Source organism: Jiangella endophytica, from assembly GCF_003427025.1.
GTDB lineage: Bacteria > Actinomycetota > Actinomycetes > Jiangellales > Jiangellaceae > Jiangella > Jiangella endophytica.
Genome location: NZ_QVAI01000022.1, coordinates 46,913 through 65,518 on the forward strand (window position 1 = coordinate 46,913; position 18,606 = coordinate 65,518).

The window sequence follows — 18,606 nt, forward strand, 5'->3', positions numbered from 1 at the left end:
TCATCCTAATTGCGGTGGCGTCAAGACCTTGATCGAGGTATCAGTTCTGGTGGGGCACGTGGCGATGGCCACGGTGCCGTCGAAGCCGTCGGGGAGCCTGGCGTCGACGCGAATGTGGTCCGGTGCCGTGACGCGCAGGTCGAGGGTGGCGCCGCTACGGGTCCACGAGACGTCGACGTGGTCGCCCCCGGCGAGTGGGACGCGGCCGCGCGCCCAGGCGAGGTCCACCGGCTCCGGTGCTACGAGCAGCCGGGACCAGCCGGCGGCCGTCGGCCGCACACCAAGGACCGAGGCCGGAAGGAAGCGGGCCGGGGTCGCCGACCAGGCGTGGCAGTGACTGCGTGTCAGCCGGCCGTCGGGTCTTGCGCGGGGGAACGTCTCCCAGCACGTCGTGGCGCCGTGCTCCAGCATCAGCCCGAAGTGGCGGCGGATCAGGTCGACCATCTCCTGGACGCGACCAGCGCCGGCCAGAACGTCGTACAGGAACGTCGACATCCAGGCGCTGCCGATGGGCACCCAGTCAGGCGGCGGATCGGCGACGAGGTCGATGAGCCGGCTGCGTCGTCGTCCGGTCGCGACGCCGGAGAAGACGGCCAGCACCTGCGTGTGCACGCTGACGACATCGGAGCGGCGGCCGCCGGCGTGGACGCAGTCGATGTACGCATCCGCATCGGGCGACCACAGTGTGGCGTTGATCGCCGCCGACAGCTCCGCGGCGGTCGCCCGCGCGATCGCGGCCTCAGGCCGCCCGAGGGCCGCCGCCAGCTCCGTGGCCGCGTCGAGGGCCATCACCAGCAGGCAGTTCTGGTGCGTCACGACACCCTCGTTAGGCTGGTCGAGGGGCGCCCAGTCGATGAAGTTCCACGCCTCGATGTCGAGCAGGCCGTCCTCGCAGTGCTCCCGGAACGACTCCAAGGCCGTCCAGACAGCCGGCCACACGGACTCCAGGAATCCGGTGTCGCCCGTGCGGCGCCACAGATCGCGACAGGCCACGACCCACAGAAACGTCCAGTTGGGGATGACGTTGTCCCAGCCTGACACCGAGTGGGAGTTGATGAGCGGCGTCTGGATCGCCGAGTCGGCGGCGAGCCTCAGGCAGCGTTCGGTCAGCTGCTCGGACCCACCCACCGCGTACTGAGCACTCAGTGCGCTGGTGTAGAGGTCCCCGACCCAGGCCGCCTGCTCGTAGACGGGACTGTCCACGTAGACGTCGAGCATGCACGCCCGCACCGTGCGCTGGGACATCCTCCAGACATCGTTCAGCACCGGATCCGAGCACTCGAAGCTGCCCGGCGACGCGGGATAGACACTCTCGATGACCGAGACGTCATGCACGACGACCTGCGCCTCGGGCGCGCCGGCCGGTCGTCGAACGATCAGCTGGCAGTACCTCATCCCACGCCGAACGGGCGACACGTAACGCTGGCGCCCGGCACGCGCCACATAGCGGAAGGAGTTGTCCGTGTTGTCGGCGTGGATGGTGTACTCACGAGCGCCGCCGGCCATCCACTCGAATCCGCAGATGTCGATGACCGTCCCGGCCGGTGCGTCGACCTCGATGCTCACGAAGCCGGTCGTCGCGTGACCCAGATCGAAGACCAGCTCGCAGTCGGCATCGCCGGTCACGGGCACCGAGACCGGCCTCTCACCGTCCACACGGCTCCAGGCCCGCGGCACCCGCATCGCCTGCCGTGCCGGTGGCGATGCCGAGTTGACCATGACGTCGACCGGGCAGACGAGTGCGCTCGGCACTGCTCGAACGCTCGGGTGGGCAGCCAGGAGCTCGTCCCCGGTGCGGATGGCGCCGACCGCCGCGCGCAGCTCGGCCGGGATCGCGGGGACGCGGGGGAACAGCGGCCGGTCCGGGATCAACGGATGCGGCACGCCGGGGTCGCCGAGAGGGCCGATCACGACGAACTCCGCCGAGCCGCCGCTGGGTGGGACGAACGACACGGTTCCCGTGGCATCGCCGTGCGCGGCGACCCGGAACGCGGTTCCGTGGTCCCGGCGGGACACGTCGACGACGACGAGGTGGTCGCCGGCCGCCAGGGTACGGCGCAGGCACCTGAGTCTGGGTGCGCCGTCGTAGAACTCATCGGGCGACACCCAGGAGCCACCGATGGCCAGCGGGTTGGTCGTCGTCCCGACATCCCCGCCGGCGAATGCCAGTGTCACCTCCGCGCGGCGGGTCAGCCGCAGCCCGAAGACGAGGAAGCCGGCGTAGGCCACCCGATTGGCATGGTCCGGTGACGACGGATCCATGACGGTGCGCAGATCCACCACGCGGGACTCGTGGAAGGCGGTGAGCGTGCCGAGTGCGCAGACGCTCGTCGCCGTGACCCGCCGCCGGGTGAGCGGCGGGATGTCGCGGGACTCGATCGTGCGCCAGGGCGCCATGCCGGCCGGCCCGATGACGCGTGCGGGGGACCAGCCGTCCTCGTCCGGGATGGCACCCGTGGTCCAGTCGGCGGTCAACCGGCGAGCGTCGAACAGCTCGGTGAAACCGAGCTGCATCGACATGCGGTTGGCCCGGCTGTCGTACCCCGTATGGGGCGCCGTGAGCCAGGAGCCGTCGGTGCCGATGGTGCCGGCGGAGTCCCCCTCGAAGCGGAGTTCCGCCAGCAACCCGCCACGGGCCCGCCGGTAGGAGAACGTACTCACGCCCGGATGGTGCACCAGGACGGCAACGGTGTTCGGGCCGGTCGGCCGCAACAGCCGGCTGATGTCCCAGGTATCCATCCGCCACCGCTCGGTATAGCCGCGCACCGGACCGTCACCGACGACGACACCGTTGACGTAGGCCACGTAGCGGGCGTCGGCCGTGATCCGCAACTCCGCCGCGGTCACGCCGGACGGCATGGCGAAGCTGCGCACGAAGCAACGCCAGGCATTGCGCGGGCTGTCCTCGTGGCCGTCCCAGATCCAGGCTGCCTCAGTGGTCAAGGCCGGCATGGTCAGGTCTTCACCGCGCCGGCGATGCCCTCGACGAACGTGCGCTGCAGGAACAGGAAGACGATCACGATCGGGACGGTGCTGATGCAGGCGCCCGCCGCGAGCCCCGTCCAGTCGGTGCCCTCCTGGCCGAAGAAGCTGAACATGCCGACACCCAGCGTGCGCAGCTCCGGCGCGCCGAGCGTGAACACCAGCGGGATGAAGAACGAGTTCCAGGCGGTGATGAAGTTCAGCAGCGTCACGGTGCCGATGACCGGCCGGGACAACGGCAGCATGACCCGCAGGAACGTGCGCACGTACCCGGCACCGTCCACTCGGGCGGCGTCCTCCAGATCGCGGGGGATGCCGGCGAAGAACCCCATGAACAGCAGGATCGGCACGACCAGCACCGGCCCGGCCTGCGCCAGCGCGGCGCCGAGCAGGCCGTTGTTCAGCCCCAGGTCGTTGATCAGCAGGAACACCGGGATGATGGTGTACCCGTGGGGGATGAACATCGTGGCGATCAGGATGCCGACGATCACCTTCTTGCCCGGTAGGTCCGGTCGCGAGAGCGCGTAGCCGGCCGTCGCCGACGTCAGCAGGACCAGCAGCACCACCGTGATCGAGAACGTGATGGTGTTGATCGTGTAGTCGCCGAACTTCGCCGTCGTCCAGGCCCGGTCGAAGTTGTCGAACGTCCAGTCGTCCGGGATCAGCGACAATCCGCCCAGCAGCATCTCGCTCGGCGACTTGAACGCCGCCGAGATCATCCAGATGAACGGATAGACCCAGAGCAGGCAGAACGGGATGAGGAACAGGTGCCAGAGGTTGGGCCTGATCCGGTACCAGCGGTTGCGCCGGTCGGGGCCGGCCGGCGCGGGTGGCGCCGGGGTGTCGCGGACGAGTTCGGTGGTGCTCATGTCGTCGCTCCCGCCTTGTACTGGCGCCGGAGGACCGGGGCCTGCAGCAACGTGATCAGCAGGGTCATGACGCCGAAGACGACGCCGGCCGCGCAGGCGAAGCCGTACCGCGGCGCCTGCAGGAACGGGTCGAACGCGAACCGGTAGATGTAGGTCGGCACCACGTCCGTCGCGTAGTTCGGCCCGCCCTGCGTGGTGGCCTGCACCAGGTCGAACGTGTTGAGGCTGCGCTGGAAGACCAGCAGCAGGATGACGATCGCCAGCGGCACCAGCATGGGCAGCACGACGAAGCGCAGCGACTGCCGCGGGTTGGCGCCGTCGATCAACGCCGCCTCGTGGATGTCCTTCGGGATCGTCTGCAGCGCCGCCAGCCAGTAGATCAGCGTGATGCCGAAGCCCTTCCAGATATCGATCCCGATCAGCGTCGGCAGCGCGGTCGTCGTCGAGCCGAGGAAGTTGATGGGTGAGTCGACCAGCCCGATGTCGGTGAGCGCGGTGTTCACCACGCCGCGGATCGGGTCGAAGAGGATCGCGAACACGATGCCGACGACCGCGGTGGTCGTGACGACCGGCAGGAACAGCGCCAGCCGGTACACGTTGCGCCCGCGCAGCCAGGCATTGTTCAGCAGGATCGCCAGTATCAGCGCCAGCGGCAGCTCGATGAACAGCGCCGCGAGCGAGAACAGGAACGAGTGCCAGAACGCGTCCCAGAACCCGCCGGCGCCGAGCACGTCGCGGAAGTTGTCGAGCCCGATCCAGTCGGTCGGGGCGCCGACGCCGTCCCATTCGAAGAACGAGTACCACCAGCTGGCCAGCATCGGCCAGATCGAGAAGCCGCAGAACAGGAGCGCGGCCGGCACCAGGAACGCGTAGCTCCAGGCGTGCCGGCGCCAGCGCGCCGCCCGGGGCCGCCCGGCGGCGCGCGGCCGCCGGGCGGGGGCTTGCAAGGAGGCCATGGACTACTGCTCCGGGGTGTAGTTCTCGAGCGGATCCCAGCTGGGGAACGTGATGTCGTCGATGGTGGCGGTGCCGCTCAACTCCGTCAGCGTCTCGTCCAGGAAGGTCTGGATCTGGGCGTCGAGGGCCTCGGCGATCGGCAGGAACGGCTTGTTGTTGATGATCGCGTCGACCGCCGCGTCGGTGTGCTTGAGCTCCGGCCGCTGCGCCCGCGCCTGCAGGATGGCCGCGCCGCCCGGGGTGGCCAGCTTCGGGTTCGGCACCAGCCGCATGCCCTCCTCGGCGACCGCGAGGATCGCCGCCTGGTCCGGGTTCTCCGCCGCCTGGTCCTCCCAGGCGCTCTCGACCGCGGTGAGCGTGCCGAACTCCTCGTAGTAGGCGCGGTGGAAGTCCTCCGAGGCGAGGAAGTCCATGACCGCCCATGCCTGCTCCGGGTGCTCCGTCTCCGAAGACATCGACCAGATCGGCTGGAACGGCTGCTTCATCGGCGTGTAGCCGCCGCGACCGTCGTCCGGCACCGGCAGCGCCGCCACGCCCATCTCGATCTCCGGGTCGAGCTTGCGGATCTCCGCGACGTGCCACGGCGCGCTCGGGTACATGGCGATCGTGCCGGCGGCGAACTCGGTGAACGCGCGGCTGCCGTCCCAGCTCTCCCAGCCCGGCACCATGACGCCGTTGGCCTGCATCCGGCGGTGCAGCTCGACCGCCTCGACCATGCCCGGCGACGCCGTCGCGGGCTGGCCGGTGCGGAAGTCGATGCCTTCGCTGACCACGGAGTACGGCACCGCGGTCTGCGCGAGCATCTCGACGGCGGCGGCCTTGTTGGAGGCCGGCGCGTAGCCGAACACCGAGCCGCCGCCGTTCTGCGTGATGGTGGTGGCCATCTCCTCGAGCTCGCTCCACGTCTCCGGCGGCGCGTCGTAGCCGTTGTCGCGCAGGACCGCCTCGTTGTAGATGAGCACACGGACGTCCCACTTACCGGTCACCAGCGGCAGCGTGTACAGCTCGCCGTCGCGGTGCAGGCCGGACGTCGCCGGGTTCATCGTGCCCTCGGGGAAGCGGTCGATGAACTCGTCGGTGACGAACTCCTCCAGCGAGTGCGTCCAGCCGCGCTCGTACATCCGGTCGAAGCCCTCGGCCTGGGCCCGGAACACGTCCGGCGGGTCGCCCTGCTGGAACATCAGCTCGACGGCGTTCAACTGCTGGTCCGTCGGGTTCTCGATGACGTCGACGGTGATGCCCGGGTTGTCCTCCTCGAACTGGTCGAACTGGGCCCGGTAGAACTCGCTGGCGCCGGGCGGGTCGGGGACCAGCGCGACGGTGATGGTGACGTTCTCGCCGGAGGCGTCGTCGTTGCTGTCGTCCTCGCCGCTGCCGACGAGGTTGCAGCCGGTGGCCGTCAGGGCGACGGCCGATGCGGCGGCTGCCCAGCGCAGCGTGCGTCGTGTGCGGGACATGGTTCTCGGGGACTCCTTTGTCGGTGAACGTGGGTCAGTGTCGCTCCGCCGGCGCGTGCCGGGGACCGAGATAGCCGAGGCCGACGCTGATCGCGTCGGCCACTTCGATGACGGTGCTGGCCAGCTCGGGATCACCGTCGGCGAGTCCCAGCGCGGAGAGCGGGCCGGAGATGGACAGCGCGGCGACGATGCTGCCTGACTGGTCGAGGATCGGGGCCGCGACGCAGGAACGTCCCAGCGCCAGTTCCTCGACCTCGGTGGCGTAGCCGCGGTGCGCGACCAGGTCGAGCGCGGTGTCGAGCTCGTCGTGGTCGCAGATGGTGCGCGGTGTGTAGCGGTGCAGGTCGGGGACCAGTTCCCGGCGCTCGGCCGGGGAGAGCGCGAGCAGCAGGCACTTGCCGATGCCCGTGGCGTGCAGGGGATTGCGCTGGCCCATCAGCGTGAACGACTTCGGCGCCAGCCGGCCCTCGAAGTTGCACAGATAGAACAGCGACGAGCCCTGCCGGACCGCGACGTTGACGCCCAGGCCGAGCGTTCCGGCCAGCAGCTGGGCCGCCTGCCGGGCCTCGCGGTGCACCGGGTGCTGGTTGATCGCGACACCGGCCAGCGTCAGCAGCGCGGGTCCCAGCCTGTAAAGGGTGCTGACGGCGTCGCGCTCGACGAACTGCAACGACTCCAGGGTCGCCAGCAGCCTGGACGCCGTCGACTGGCCGAGTCCGGCGTGCTTGGCAACGTCGGAGACACGCAGGGCGCGGCCGTCGAGAAAGGCGCCGAGGACGGTCACTGCCTTCTCGACGCTCTGGTTCGTGGCCTGGTCCGTTGCCACTGCGCTCCTGAGATTGAAGGAACCGTGCATCATGTGGGAGAGTTACGCATATGGTGCATGAAGTCAAGCCCTCTTCGGATGACGCATGTTGATTCGTGATATCGAGACGTTCGTCCTCAAGCTGGGCTCCGACGAGGCGTACCTGGGCGCGCTGCGCGACGGTAGCGAGATCGGCGCCGGGTACGCCGTGCGCGAGCCGTGGCGCAGCCTCTACTCGGAGCGCTTCGAGGCACTCCTGGTCAAGGTGACGGCCGAGGACGGGACATCCGGCTGGGGCGAGGCGCTGGCACCGGTCGCGCCCGAGGTGCCGGCGACGGTGGTCGACCTGCTCCTGGCGCCGGTGCTGCGCGGGATGGACGCCACCCGGCCGCGACCGGCGTGGTCCCGGCTGCGCGACCTCATGCGCGAGCGCGGTCACCTGGTGGGGCACCAGGCCGACGCCCTGGCCGCCGTCGACATCGCGCTCTGGGACCTGGCCGGGCGCCTCGCCGGCCGCCCGGTCGCGGAACTGCTCGGCGGCGCCTTCCGCGAGCACGTGCCGGTGTACGTCTCGGGGCTGCCGAAGACCACCGACGACGAGCGGGCCGCGCTGGCCGCCGAGTGGGTGGCCCGCGGCGCCACCGCGGTCAAGCTGCACCTGGGCAACGGCGTCGGTGCCGACCTGGCGACCGTCGACGCCATCCGCGCCGCCGCACCGTCGCTGCGGATCGCGGTCGACGCGCACTGGGTGTACTCGGTCACCGACGCCGGGCGACTGGCCGCCGGCCTGGCCGAGCGTGGTGCCTGGTTCCTGGAGGCGCCGCTGGCGCCCGAGGATCTCGCCGGGCACGCCGAGCTCGCCCGGACGTCGCCGGTCCCGATCGCCGTCGGCGAGGCGCTTCGCAACCGCTACGAGTTCGGTGAGTGGCTGGACGCCCGGGCGCTGCGGATCGCGCAGCCCGACGTCGGCCGCACCGGCATCACCGAGGCGATGGTCATCGCCGAGCTCGCGGCCGCCCGGCACCTGCCGGTCGCGCCGCACCACTCCACCGGACTCGCGGTCGCCCTGGCCGCCGGCCTGCACGTCAGCGCCGCGGTGGAGAACCTCGAGGTGTTCGAGTACCAGCCCAAGTCCACCGACGTCGGCAGGCGCATCCTGCGGCACCCGATCGCGTTCGGCCCCGGCGGCTTCCCGCTGCCGGCCGGACCCGGGCTCGGGATCGACGTCGACGAGGAAACCGTCCGCAAGCTCGCCGAGGAGTCCCGAAACGTATGAGCCACACCGTTCACGGCCTGGTGCCGATCCTGGCCACGCCCTTCCTCCCCGACGGCACGCTCGACCGGCCCGGGCTGCGCCGGCTGGTCGAGTTCCAGCTGACCAGCGGCGTTGACGGCGTCGCGGTGTTCGGCATGGCCAGCGAGGGATTCGCGCTCACCTCGACGGAGCGCCAGCTCATCCTGCGCGACGTCCGCGAGGTGGTCGCCGATGCCGTCCCGGTCGTCGCGGGCGTGAACGGCACGTCCTCGATCACCGCCCTCGAGCAGGCCCGCGAGGCCGCCGGCGGCGGCGCCGACGCGCTCATGGTGCTCCCGCCGTTCATGGTCAAGCCCGGCCCGGATCAGCTCGTGGAGTTCTACGGGCTCATCGGCGAGTTCGCCGCGTCGGCGGGCACCGAGGTGATGGTCCAGGACGCGCCGGGCGTGACCGGCGTCGCGATGTCGGCGGCGTTGATCGTCGAGCTGAGCAAGCTCGACGGCGTCACGTCGGTCAAGGTCGAGTCGCCGCCGACGGTGCCCAAGGTCGGCGCCGTCGCCGACGCGATCGGCGACGACGACGGGTTCGCCGTCCTCGGCGGCCAGAACGCCCAGTTCGTGCTCGACGAGTACGCGCGCGGCTCCATCGGCACCATGCCGGCCTGCGAGTTCCCGGACCTGCTCGGGCCCGTTCTGGCCGCGTGGAACGCCGGCGACCGCGTGCGCGCGCGGGCGGCGTTCGCGACACTGCTGCCGCTGATCGTGCACGGCCTGCAGCAGGGCATCGCGTGGGCGGTGCACAAGGAGGTGCTGGTGCGCCGCGGCATCATCGAGCACGCGACCGTCCGGCTGCCGGCCAAGACGCTGGACGCGGGCGGGCGGGCGCTGCTGGATGACATCCTGACCGCGTTGGACCTGTGACGCTCGGGAGGACCATGGCGGACATCGAGGTCGGCGGCCGGTTCGGCCGGCTGTACGGCTACCTCGACTGGCCGGTGCGGCTGGCCGCGCTCAACGTGCTGTGGCTCCTCGGCGTGCTGGCCGGGCTGGTGCTGTTCGGGCTGGCCCCGGCCACGGCCGCGCTGTACACGGTGCTGCGGGCGTACGTGCTGGACCGCTCGCCGCGGCTCTGGCGCGACTTCTGGGCCGCCTGGCGTGCGTCGTTGCGTTCGGCGCAGCTGGTGCTCGGGCTGCCGATCCTCACCGTGTGGGTGATCGTGTTCTACCTGCTGCTGGCGCGGTCGACGCCGTTCGCCGTCGCGATGGCCGTGCTGGCCGCGGGATACCTCGCGACGCTGCTGCAGCTGCCCGCCGTCGTGGCCCACCTCGACCTGCCGGTGGTGCGCTCGTGGCAGGTCACGGCCGAGGTGGCGTGGCGGCGGCCGCTGGCGACGGTGGCCGTGGCGGTGCTGGTCGTGGGGCTGGCGGTGGGTGGCTGGCTCACGACACCGGCGGCCGTCCCGCTGTTCTTCCCCGCGCTGCCCGCGCTGCTGGCCACTCTGACCGTGCAGCGCGGGCTGGCTGGGTGACGTTCTCGCTCAGGCGCCCCGGCGGGCGCGGACGGCCGCCGCGAGGTCGCCGAGCAGGCCCTGCGTCGTCTCCCAGCTCATGCAGGCGTCGGTGACGCTCTGGCCGTAGACCAGCGGGGTGGCGCCGATGTCCTGCCGGCCGGCCACCAGGAAGCTCTCCAGCATGACGCCGGCGATGCCGCGCCGGCCGGCCGCGACCTGCGCGGCGATCTCGGCGGTGACGACGGCCTGCCGCTCGTGGTCCTTGCCGCTGTTGCCGTGGCTGGCATCGATGACCAGCCGCTGCGGCAGCTGCGCCTTGTGCAGCAGCGCGAGCGCGTCGCGGACGTGGTCCGGGCCGTAGTTCGGGCCGGCGCTGCCGCCGCGCAGGATGACGTGGCAGTCGGGGTTGCCGGCGGTGCTGACGGCGGCCGCGCGGCCGTCGTGGTCGACACCGAAGAACACGTGACCGTGCGCCGCCGCCGTGCAGCCGTCGATGGCCGCCTGGACGTCGCCGCTGGTGGCGTTCTTGAAGCCGACCGGCATCGACAGGCCGGACGCGAGCTGGCGGTGCACCTGGCTCTCCGGCGTGCGGGCCCCGATGGCGCCCCACGAGACGGTGTCGGCGATGTACTGCGGGCTGATCGGCTCGAGGAACTCGCAGCCCACCGGCAGTCCGGCGCCGAGCACCTCGAACAGCAGCTCGCGGGCCATGCGCAACCCGCGCCGCACGTCGTAGGTGCCGTCGAGCCCGGGATCGTTGATCAGGCCCTTCCAGCCGACCGTCGTGCGCGGCTTCTCGAAGTACACCCGCATGACGACGGCGAGGTCGTCGCGCAGCTCGTCGGCCACCGGCTTCAGCCGCCGGGCGTAGTCGAGCGCGGCCACCGGGTCGTGCACCGAGCACGGGCCGACGACGACCATGAGGCGGTCGTCCTCGCCGGTCATGATGCGGCGGACCTCGGCCCGGCTGGAGCGGACCAGCGCGGCGTGCTCCTCGTCCATCGGCAGCTCGGCCAGCATCCGCGCCGGCGGGATGAGCGGCTGGAACCCGGTGACGCGCAGGTCGCCGGTGGGGGACTGGGGCTCGGACATGGGTGCTACGTCTCCTCTGCAACGAGCGGGACGCCCCGTCGGATCGCCTGCGAGCCGGCCCGTCTCATGACGAAGGGCAGAGACGAGACGTCTCTGCCCAGCTGGCTCCGGGTGGGTCGTCGGTCAGCGCATGACACGCCCGGCTCCACCCAGAGCCTGCGCAAAATACGGATACCGACGAACCAAGGTCACGCAGCGACTATAGCCGACCGGTCGGCGCGGCCGGCGCCGCGTGGTAGCCCAGACCGGACGAGATGCGGTCGGCGTTCTCGATCACCGTCATCGCCAGTTCGTCCTGACGTTCCGGCAGGTTCATGGCGGTGAGCGGCCCGGACACCGACAACGCGGCGACGATGCGGCCGGTGCGGTCGCGGATCGGGGCCGCGAGGCAGGTGCGCCCGAAGGCCAGCTCCTCCAGCTCGGTGGCGAAGCCGCGCTGGCGGACCTCGGCCAGCGCCACGGCCAGCTCGGCCGGCGACGTGACCGTGCGCGGGGTGTACCGCGCGTACTCGGTGCCGATCAGCTCGGCGACGGCATCGGCCGGCAGCTCGCAGAGGAGTGCCTTGCCCAGGGCGGTGGCGTGCAGCGGGCCGCCGCGCCCGATCAGGGTCGACGGCCGCGGCGCCAGGTGTCCCTCGAAGTGGCACAGGTAGAACAGCTCCGCGCCGTGCCGCTCGGCGACGTTGACCCCCAGGCCGACCGTGGCCGCGAGCTCCTGGACGAGCTGGCGCGACTGCTGGTGCACCGGCGACTCGTTGAGTCCGATGGCGGCCAGCGTCACCATCCGCGGGCCGATCCCGTAGAGGTTGCTGCGTCCGTCGTGGGCGAGGAAGCCCAGGCCGACCAGTGCACCGGTCAACCTCGACACCGTCGACTGGCCGAGGCCCGTGGCGGCGACGAGCTCGGAGATCCGCAGCTGGGGGCGTTCCTCGGAGAAGACCGAGAGCAGCGACAGGGCGCGCTCGACGCTCTGCGTGCCGCCCGTGGACTCGCGCCCGCGCGCCGGCGGAGTCATCGCTGGCCTCGCGCTGAGGTCACCGTTCTGACCAGCGCATGAAACACACGCTTGACACATAACAACATGTGCGTAGTGTATGCACATGTTGCATACCATCTCCACCCGATGCATGGGGGCACTGTGGCACAAGGTCGTGCAGGCGTAGCGAACGTCGACGCGCCTTCGACGACGGCACCGCGACGCATCGGTGACGGTGCGTTCGCGGTCGTCCTGACCCTGCCCGGGTTCGCTCTGCTGATCGCGGTCGTGCTCTATCCCCTCGTCTCGGCGCTGGTGACGGCCTTCTTCGAGCAGAGCCTGGTGGTGCCGGGCCGCGAGTTCGTCGGGCTCGAGAATCTCCGGGCCGTGCTCGAGGACGACTTCTGGCAGATCTTCCGGCAGACGTTCGTCTTCACCCTCGGCAGCACGCTCATCCCCTTCGTCGTCGGGTTCGGGCTGGCCCTGGCGCTCAACACCGGGCTGCGCGGGCAGCGGTTCTTCCGCGGGATCTTCCTCGTGCCGTGGCTGGTGCCCGGCGTCGTCGTGTCGTTCCTGTGGATGTGGATCTTCAACGCCAACTACGGCGTGGCCAACGGACTGCTGGAAGGGCTCGGCATCATCGACGAGCCGCACGCGTGGCTCGCGGAGCCGGGGACGGCCATGGCGGCGGTCATCATCGCGAAGACCTGGGCCAGCTTCCCGTGGATGATGGTGATGCTGCTGGCCGGTCTGCAGACCGTGCCGCCCGAACTGCACGAGGCGGCCGAGATGGACGGCGCCGGCACCATCCGGCGGTTCTTCTCGGTGACGCTGCCCCACCTCAAGGGCATTGTCGGGCTCGTGCTGCTGCTGGAGTTCATCTGGAACTTCCAGCACTTCGACATCATCTACGTGCTGACCGGCGGCGGCCCGGCCGGAACCACCCAGACCTTCGCCACCTCGGTCTACGAGACCGCCTTCCGTGGCTTCGACCTCGGCCGGGCCGGGGCGCTCGGCCTGTTGTGGATGGTGATCCTTCTGCTCCTCGTCGTCGTCTACGTCCGCTTCTCCGAGCGAGGTGAGGAGAGGTGAGCACCGTGACCTCGACCCGGCCGGCCGACTCGGTGACGACGGACCCGGCGCCCGCGAACCGCCGGCGACGGCGCTCGCCCCGCGCCCGGCGGGGCCCGCGCGTCTCGGCCTGGGTGGCCGTCGTCGTCTTCGGCGCGTTCGCGCTGCTGCCGGTGTACTGGCTCCTGGCCACGTCGCTGAGCCCGCAGGACCAGGTGTTCAGCTACCCGCCGTCGATCTTCCCCTCCGACATCACGTTCGAGCACTACGCCGACCTCGCCGACAACCCCGACCTGTTCCGCTACCTCGTCAACAGCGTCGTCGTCTCCGTCGTCACCGCCGTGCTCAGCGTCCTGGTCTCGGCCTACATGGGCTACTCGTTCTCGAAGTTCCGCTACCGCGGCCGGCGCTCGCTGATGTACCTCGTGCTGTCGTCGCAGATGTTCCCGCAGGCGCTGCTGCTGGTCACGCTCTACGCGGTCTTCAGCGCCTACGGGCTGCTGAACAGCTACGCCGCGCTGATCCTGTCGTTCACGACGTTCACGCTGCCGCTGTGCGTCTGGATGCTCAAGGGGTTCTTCGACACCATCCCCGACGAGCTGATCGAGTCCGCCCGGGTCGACGGCGCGTCGCGGCTGCGGATCATCCACTCCATCGTCATGCCGCTCTCGGCGCCCGGCCTCGTCGCCGCGGGGTTGTTCGCCTTCGTCCGTGGCTGGAACGACTTCATCTTCGCCCTCACGCTCGCCGGCCCGGACAAGCAGACGCTGCCCCCCGGCCTCGTGAACACCTACGTCGGTGAGGCGCAGACGGCGTGGCCGCAACTCATGGCGGCGTCGCTCGTGGTGTCGCTGCCCGTCGTCATCGGCTTCATCGTCCTGCAGCGCTATCTCGTCGGCGGCCTCACCGCCGGCGCCGTCAAGGGCTGACCCGTCCTTCACGCTTTCGGAGGTTCCACGTGAGCACCACCTACTCCCGCCGCCGTCTCCTCCAGCTGATGGGCCTGGGAGCGGGCGCCGTCGGCTTCGGCGGTCTGGCCGCCTGCGCTCCCTCGGCCGACGGCAACGACACCAGCGGCGGTTCGAGCAGCACACCCACCAGCGGCGGCGCCGCGCAGGACTTCGGCTTCGCCTCGTGGTCGCTGAGCGAGGAGGCGCCGAAGCCCGTCATCGAGGGCCTGATCAGCTCGTTCGAGGGCGACGCCGGCATCTCGATCTCGCCGGTCACCTACCCGTACAACGAGTACCTCAACCAGCTGACGCTCCAGGTGCGCGGCGGGCAGTTCAGCGGCGCGGCGCAGGTCGACGTCGCCTGGCTCGGCGCGCTGGCCGCGCTCGGCAAGCTGACCGATCTCGGTTCGTTCGCCGACGGCCGCGGCTACACCGACGCCGCCCTGCAGGCCGGCCAGTACGACGGCACGCAGTTCGGCCTGCCGTGGACCATCGGCGCCATCGGCCTGGTCACCAACACCGAGCTCATGCAGCAGGCCGGCATCACCGCCGCGCCCACGACCATCGAGGACTTCGAGGCGACGCTGCGGGCGTTGAAGGGCCTCGGCGACAACATCATCCCGTACGCGGCCTCGACCAAGGTCGCTCAGCTCAAGGACATCCTCATCTGGATGCAGACCTTCGGCAGCCCGCTGGTCGAGGACGGCACGGTGACGATCGGCGACGAGGCCAGCATCGAGGCCGTGGCCTGGTACAAGAAGCTCTACGACGAGGGCCTGATCGCCCCCGACGTCGACCGCTTCGACGCCCGCGCGCTGTTCAGCCAGGGCCGCGCCGCCATCTACGACGACGCCATCGTCGGCAAGAGCGCGGTCGTGGGGGAGTCGCCCGACCCCGACTTCGCCAGCAAGCTCGACCCGATCTCGCGGCCGGTCGTGCAGTCCGGCGACGACCCGCGGGCGCTGTTCTGGGGGCACGCGATCGTCGTCGTCGACGGCGACGGCTCCGGCACCGCGGCGGAGTTCGCGCAGTGGCTGACCTCCGACGAGGCGACGACGGTCGGCTTCTTCGAGGACCTGGGCCTGCCGCCCACCACCCAGGCGGCGCTCGACTCCGGCGCCGTCACCGGCGACGCCTTCACCGCCGCCTTCAGCGAGCGGGTCACGGCCACCGCGACGGTCAACCCGTTCTGGCAGTACCCGCAGTACGCGCAGATGGAGTCGGCCGTCGCGGAGCAGGTGCAGGCCGTCCTGGTGGGCAGCTCGTCGCCGGCCGACGCGATGGCCGCGGCGGGAGAGGCGGTGCAGGCGCTGATCTGATCCACCCCCTCCTCACTGCGTCACGGGGGGCGTAGCGGGGTGCCGGTCCTCAATTCATCGACGCATCGAGGAGACCCACCATGCCCCTGCACCATGCACGCCTGCCCCGACGCCGTTTCCTCAGCCTCGCCGCGGGAGCCGCGGCCGGAGCCGCCGTGGGGGCGGGCGGACCCGCGGCCGCGGCAGCCGCGGCGGACGGCCGGCGGGTCGCCCTCGCCGGCGACCGCGTCGCGATCGAGTGGGTGCGTGACGCCGGAGGCTGGGTGACCGGATCGGTCCGGGTCCGTGACGGCGCCGGCTGGCGGCCGGTGTTCACCCCGGCCGGCGGCTACGGGGTGCTGACGTACTCCGAGCCGGCGGCGCCGGACCGCGAGGCCGTGCGGCGCGCGCAGGCCGGTCGGTACCTCGACCTGCGGGCCCGCGAGGCGACGGCCGGCGACGGCAGCGTCGAGTTCGCCTGCACGCACCCGAGCGGCGACCTGGTGGCGAGCTGGCGGCTGGACCCTGACTTCGGTGCGGACGTGCTGGTCGACCTGACGTGGACCCCGCGGCGCGCCGGCTGGTACAGCCTGCCCAGCCCGACCCTGGCCACCGTCGCCGACGAGGACCTGGGCTGGGCGGTCGTGCCGGGGTACTGGACGTCGTCGGTGCCGGCCGCCGACGCCGAGCAGAGCCGCTGGTTCAACCTCGGCGTCCCCGCGGTGCCGCTGCTGGCCGAGGAGCGCAGCGTCACGAGTCTGGTGGCGGCCGTCGAGAGCGCGGGCGACGCCGCGACCATCGCCGTCGCGGCCGACCCGTCGCTGGCCCGCGACCCGTGGCCGGCCGATCGCTCCGAGCAGACGGTGTGGCAGGTGGGGTTGTCGCCGCGCGATCTCGGCGGCTTGCTGACGCCCACGCTGTTCTCGCCCGTGCTGGGGCAGCGCGGCTCCTGGCTGGAGGCCGGGCAGCCGGTCACGGTCACGTTCCGCTACGTCGTCACGGCCGGCGGCTGGCCGGAGGTCACCGAACACGTCACCACCGACGTCTACCGGCTGCCCGGCCGCGTGCCGCTGGCGCGCGCCACCGACTCGCTCTCGCACCGCATCAACCGGATGCACGACTTCCTGGTGACACCCGACTCGCGCTGGCACACCTGGGAGTTCGACGGCATGACCCTGGGTGCCGAGAGCGGCAAGCTCTCCGACGTCGGCGCCATGTGGATGATGACGCGACTGACCGGCGACCCGGTGTTCGTGCACGACCGGCTGCCGTACGCGCGCAACTTCAAGCTGGGCCAGCAGCAGACCGCCGCGGGACCGTTCCAGGGCGCCGCGCTGGGGGAGTACTTCCGCGACGGGCGCTGGATCAGCGAGATCGTGTGGGCCGGCCGCGAGGCCACCTACGGCCCCGACTACGTCTCGCCGATGATGACCACCTTCTACACGTTGGCCGACGACGGCAACATCGCGCTGTTCGACCCCGGGGACGCCGAGATCCGCGAGCGGCTGCGGCTGGGCGCCGAGCGGCTGCTGGAGTGGCAGCACGACGACGGCAGCTTCGACATCGGGTACCTGCGGGACCAGCCGGACCAGCGCAAGTACCCGGACCTGCCGGACCTGCGGGCCACCTGGTACGGGTTCGTGCCGGCGTTCTCCGTGCTGGGCGACGATCGCTACCTCGAGGCGGCCCGCCGCGGCGCGGACTGGTTCATCGAGAACGCCGTGGACACCGGCAACTTCATCGGGGTCTGCGACGACGTCGGCCTGCTCCGCGACTTCCAGGTCGTGTTCGCCGCTCAGGCGCTGCTCGACCTGCACGACCTCACCGGCGAGCAGTCGTACCTGGACGCCGCGTTGCGGTGCGCCACGTTCTACACGCTGCACCTCTACGACCACCCGGTGGCCGGCCGCGACCCGAAGACGTTCAACGGCGGCCCGGTCGAGGACTGGCAGCTCAGCCAGACCGGCCTGCCGTTCGAGCACGCCGGGTACGGCGGCAGCGTCAACGGCGCCGGCCCGATCCTGCTGACCAGCCACGCCGGCGCGTTCGTCCGCTTCCATCAGCTGACCGGGCGGCGGCTGTTCCTCGACCTCGCCCGCGCCGCCGCCCGGGGCCGCGACGAGTGGGTGGGCGAGCTCTCCGGCATCCCGTCGTACTACTGGGCCGCCGGCAACGGCGGCTCGGCCGTCTTCCCATGGCACGGCTGGTGGCACATGGGCTGGCTGATGGACTACCTGCTGGCGGAGGCGCACCTGCGCACGGGCGGCGGCGTCGTGTTCCCGCACGGCTTCTGCACGGCCAAGGTCGGCTCGCACCGGCCCTACGGCTTCGCGCCGGGCACGATCCTGGGGCACGCCGCCGAGCTCTGGATGCCGCGGACACTGGTCACCGTCGACGACCCGGAGGTCGACTGGCTGACCGCGCGGTCCACCGACGGCGCTCGCCTGTTCCTCGTCGCGCTCAACGAGTCGCCCGAGCCGGTGACGACGACGGTGCGGCTGGACCCGCGCGGGCTGCTCGCGGGGCAGCGGGCCAGCTGGGGCGGCACCGACGTGCTGGCCGGCGACGCCGCGGCCGGGGCGGACCCGGACACCTGGACGGTCCGGCTCGACGGCCACGGCGTCGCGGTGATCGCGGTCGGGACCACGCTGGAGCCCGACCCCGAGGGCCCGCGGCTGCGCCGGTTCGAGCTCAGCGGCTCCGACACCACACTGGCGCTGGCGTGGTCGTACTGGACCAGCACCACCACCTGGGCCGAGTGGCGGGTGAACGGCGGTGACTGGGCCGCGACAGCGCGGCAGGAGGGCCACGCGCTCACCGCGAGCATCGACCTGCGCGGCCTGCCCGCTCCGGCCACCGTCGAGGTGCGGGTGGCGGCCGAGACCGGCGGGGTCACCGGCTACTCCGACCCGCGGCGGTGGGAGATCCCGCGGCTGGGCCCCAACATCGCGCTCGGCCGTCCGGTCGAGGTGAGCTCCGTGTTCGGGCCGCAGTACCCGGGCACGAACCTGGTCGACGGCAACCGCACCGCGACCGCGAGCCGGTGGCTGTCCGCCGTCGGCGACACCCTGCCGACGGCCACGATCACGCTGGCCGCGCCGACCACGCCGGCGTTGCTGCGGCTCTACACCGGGACCCTCGACGCGCAGATCGTCGTCGCCTGGACCGTGCAGGCGCGGACCGCCGACGGCGGCTGGGCCGACATCGGCTCGGTCGAGGACAACCGGTCGTTGCGCCGCGACGTGCGCCTCGACCCGGTCAGCACCGATCAGCTCCGCCTGGTGATCACCGACCGCTCCCGCGACCAGGTCGACGTCGCCCGCATCTTCGAGGTCGAGATCTACGACGACGTGCAGTGGGAGGACCGGTGAGCGTCGTTCGTCC

General features: G+C 71.3%; 14 protein-coding genes. 7 read left to right on the forward strand and 7 right to left on the reverse strand.

The genetic code is table 11. The features are described from left to right. From DZA62_RS30675 to DZA62_RS30695, 5 genes are read right to left on the reverse strand one after another with little or no spacing between them, the layout of a single operon-like run. Positions 1-2,943, reverse strand: coding sequence for a family 78 glycoside hydrolase catalytic domain (locus DZA62_RS30675; RefSeq protein ID WP_198664378.1), 2,943 nt, complete (start codon positions 2,941-2,943; stop codon positions 1-3). A gap of 11 nt (positions 2,944-2,954) precedes the next feature. Next, positions 2,955-3,851 carry a carbohydrate ABC transporter permease gene (locus DZA62_RS30680; protein WP_116952773.1) on the reverse strand — a complete coding sequence of 299 codons (897 nt, stop codon included), beginning with the start codon at positions 3,849-3,851 and terminating at the stop codon, positions 2,955-2,957. Then, positions 3,848-4,807 carry a carbohydrate ABC transporter permease gene (locus tag DZA62_RS30685; protein WP_116952774.1) on the reverse strand — a complete coding sequence of 320 codons (960 nt, stop codon included), beginning with the start codon at positions 4,805-4,807 and terminating at the stop codon, positions 3,848-3,850. The genes DZA62_RS30680 and DZA62_RS30685 overlap by 4 nt, the downstream gene beginning before the upstream one ends. Before the next feature lie 3 nt (positions 4,808-4,810). Next, the gene (locus tag DZA62_RS30690; RefSeq protein ID WP_116952775.1) at positions 4,811-6,265 is read right to left on the reverse strand and encodes an ABC transporter substrate-binding protein; all 1,455 of its coding nucleotides are present in this window, start codon (positions 6,263-6,265) and stop codon (positions 4,811-4,813) included. A gap of 34 nt (positions 6,266-6,299) precedes the next feature. After that, positions 6,300-7,091: an IclR family transcriptional regulator gene (locus DZA62_RS30695; RefSeq protein WP_116952776.1), complete on the reverse strand. Its 792-nt coding sequence runs from the start codon at positions 7,089-7,091 to the stop codon at positions 6,300-6,302. Between the two features lie 85 nt (positions 7,092-7,176). Here DZA62_RS30695 and DZA62_RS30700 point away from each other — a divergent pair, with 85 nt between their 5' ends. The 3 genes from DZA62_RS30700 to DZA62_RS30710 are packed head-to-tail and all read left to right on the forward strand — an operon-like array spanning position 7,177 to position 9,853. Beyond that, entirely contained in the window at positions 7,177-8,346 is a 1,170-nt protein-coding gene (locus DZA62_RS30700) for a mandelate racemase/muconate lactonizing enzyme family protein (protein WP_116952777.1), read from the forward strand. Continuing rightward, positions 8,343-9,245, forward strand: coding sequence for a dihydrodipicolinate synthase family protein (locus tag DZA62_RS30705; protein ID WP_116952778.1), 903 nt, complete (start codon positions 8,343-8,345; stop codon positions 9,243-9,245). The genes DZA62_RS30700 and DZA62_RS30705 overlap by 4 nt, the downstream gene beginning before the upstream one ends. A 14-nt stretch (positions 9,246-9,259) precedes the next feature. Then, positions 9,260-9,853: a DUF624 domain-containing protein gene (locus tag DZA62_RS30710; protein ID WP_116952779.1), complete on the forward strand. Its 594-nt coding sequence runs from the start codon at positions 9,260-9,262 to the stop codon at positions 9,851-9,853. A 9-nt stretch (positions 9,854-9,862) separates the two neighbouring features. On the opposite strand, the gene DZA62_RS30715 is transcribed toward DZA62_RS30710, so the two are convergent. Beyond that, positions 9,863-10,927, reverse strand: coding sequence for a 3-deoxy-7-phosphoheptulonate synthase (locus DZA62_RS30715; RefSeq protein ID WP_116952780.1), 1,065 nt, complete (start codon positions 10,925-10,927; stop codon positions 9,863-9,865). A gap of 199 nt (positions 10,928-11,126) precedes the next feature. Beyond that, positions 11,127-11,942, reverse strand: a complete 816-nt coding sequence (locus DZA62_RS30720) for an IclR family transcriptional regulator (protein WP_116952781.1) — start codon at positions 11,940-11,942, stop codon at positions 11,127-11,129. A 108-nt stretch (positions 11,943-12,050) separates the two neighbouring features. Between DZA62_RS30720 and DZA62_RS30725 the strand changes: the two genes are divergently transcribed. The 4 genes from DZA62_RS30725 (at position 12,051) to DZA62_RS30740 (ending at position 18,593) form a co-directional block, all read left to right on the forward strand. Continuing rightward, positions 12,051-12,995 (forward strand): carbohydrate ABC transporter permease, encoded by a 945-nt coding sequence (locus DZA62_RS30725; protein ID WP_116952782.1) that lies wholly within the window; start codon positions 12,051-12,053, stop codon positions 12,993-12,995. Next, a complete protein-coding gene (locus tag DZA62_RS30730) occupies positions 12,992-13,903 on the forward strand; it encodes a carbohydrate ABC transporter permease (protein ID WP_116952783.1) in 912 nt (303 codons plus the stop codon). Before DZA62_RS30725 ends, DZA62_RS30730 begins: the two co-directional genes overlap by 4 nt. A gap of 68 nt (positions 13,904-13,971) precedes the next feature. After that, on the forward strand, positions 13,972-15,243 hold the full coding sequence (locus DZA62_RS30735; protein ID WP_116952832.1) for an ABC transporter substrate-binding protein: 1,272 nt from the start codon (positions 13,972-13,974) through the stop codon (positions 15,241-15,243). 80 nt (positions 15,244-15,323) lie between these two features. Beyond that, positions 15,324-18,593, forward strand: a complete 3,270-nt coding sequence (locus tag DZA62_RS30740; RefSeq protein ID WP_157988014.1) for a glycerophosphoryl diester phosphodiesterase — start codon at positions 15,324-15,326, stop codon at positions 18,591-18,593. The last annotated feature ends 13 nt before the right edge of the window (positions 18,594-18,606 follow it).

Bases quoted from the DNA above. Each gene is read 5' to 3' on its own strand.
- DZA62_RS30720 (WP_116952781.1), bottom strand. From the start codon at position 11,942: ATGACTCCGCCGGCGCGCGGGCGCGAGTCCACGGGCGGCACGCAGAGC.
- DZA62_RS30685 (WP_116952774.1), bottom strand. From the start codon at position 4,807: ATGGCCTCCTTGCAAGCCCCCGCCCGGCGGCCGCGCGCCGCCGGGCGG.
- DZA62_RS30680 (WP_116952773.1), bottom strand. From the start codon at position 3,851: ATGAGCACCACCGAACTCGTCCGCGACACCCCGGCGCCACCCGCGCCG.
- DZA62_RS30740 (WP_157988014.1), top strand. From the start codon at position 15,324: ATGCCCCTGCACCATGCACGCCTGCCCCGACGCCGTTTCCTCAGCCTC.
- DZA62_RS30700 (WP_116952777.1), top strand. From the start codon at position 7,177: ATGTTGATTCGTGATATCGAGACGTTCGTCCTCAAGCTGGGCTCCGAC.
- DZA62_RS30715 (WP_116952780.1), bottom strand. From the start codon at position 10,927: ATGTCCGAGCCCCAGTCCCCCACCGGCGACCTGCGCGTCACCGGGTTC.
- DZA62_RS30725 (WP_116952782.1), top strand. From the start codon at position 12,051: ATGCATGGGGGCACTGTGGCACAAGGTCGTGCAGGCGTAGCGAACGTC.
- DZA62_RS30690 (WP_116952775.1), bottom strand. From the start codon at position 6,265: ATGTCCCGCACACGACGCACGCTGCGCTGGGCAGCCGCCGCATCGGCC.
- DZA62_RS30705 (WP_116952778.1), top strand. From the start codon at position 8,343: ATGAGCCACACCGTTCACGGCCTGGTGCCGATCCTGGCCACGCCCTTC.
- DZA62_RS30735 (WP_116952832.1), top strand. From the start codon at position 13,972: ATGGGCCTGGGAGCGGGCGCCGTCGGCTTCGGCGGTCTGGCCGCCTGC.
- DZA62_RS30710 (WP_116952779.1), top strand. From the start codon at position 9,260: ATGGCGGACATCGAGGTCGGCGGCCGGTTCGGCCGGCTGTACGGCTAC.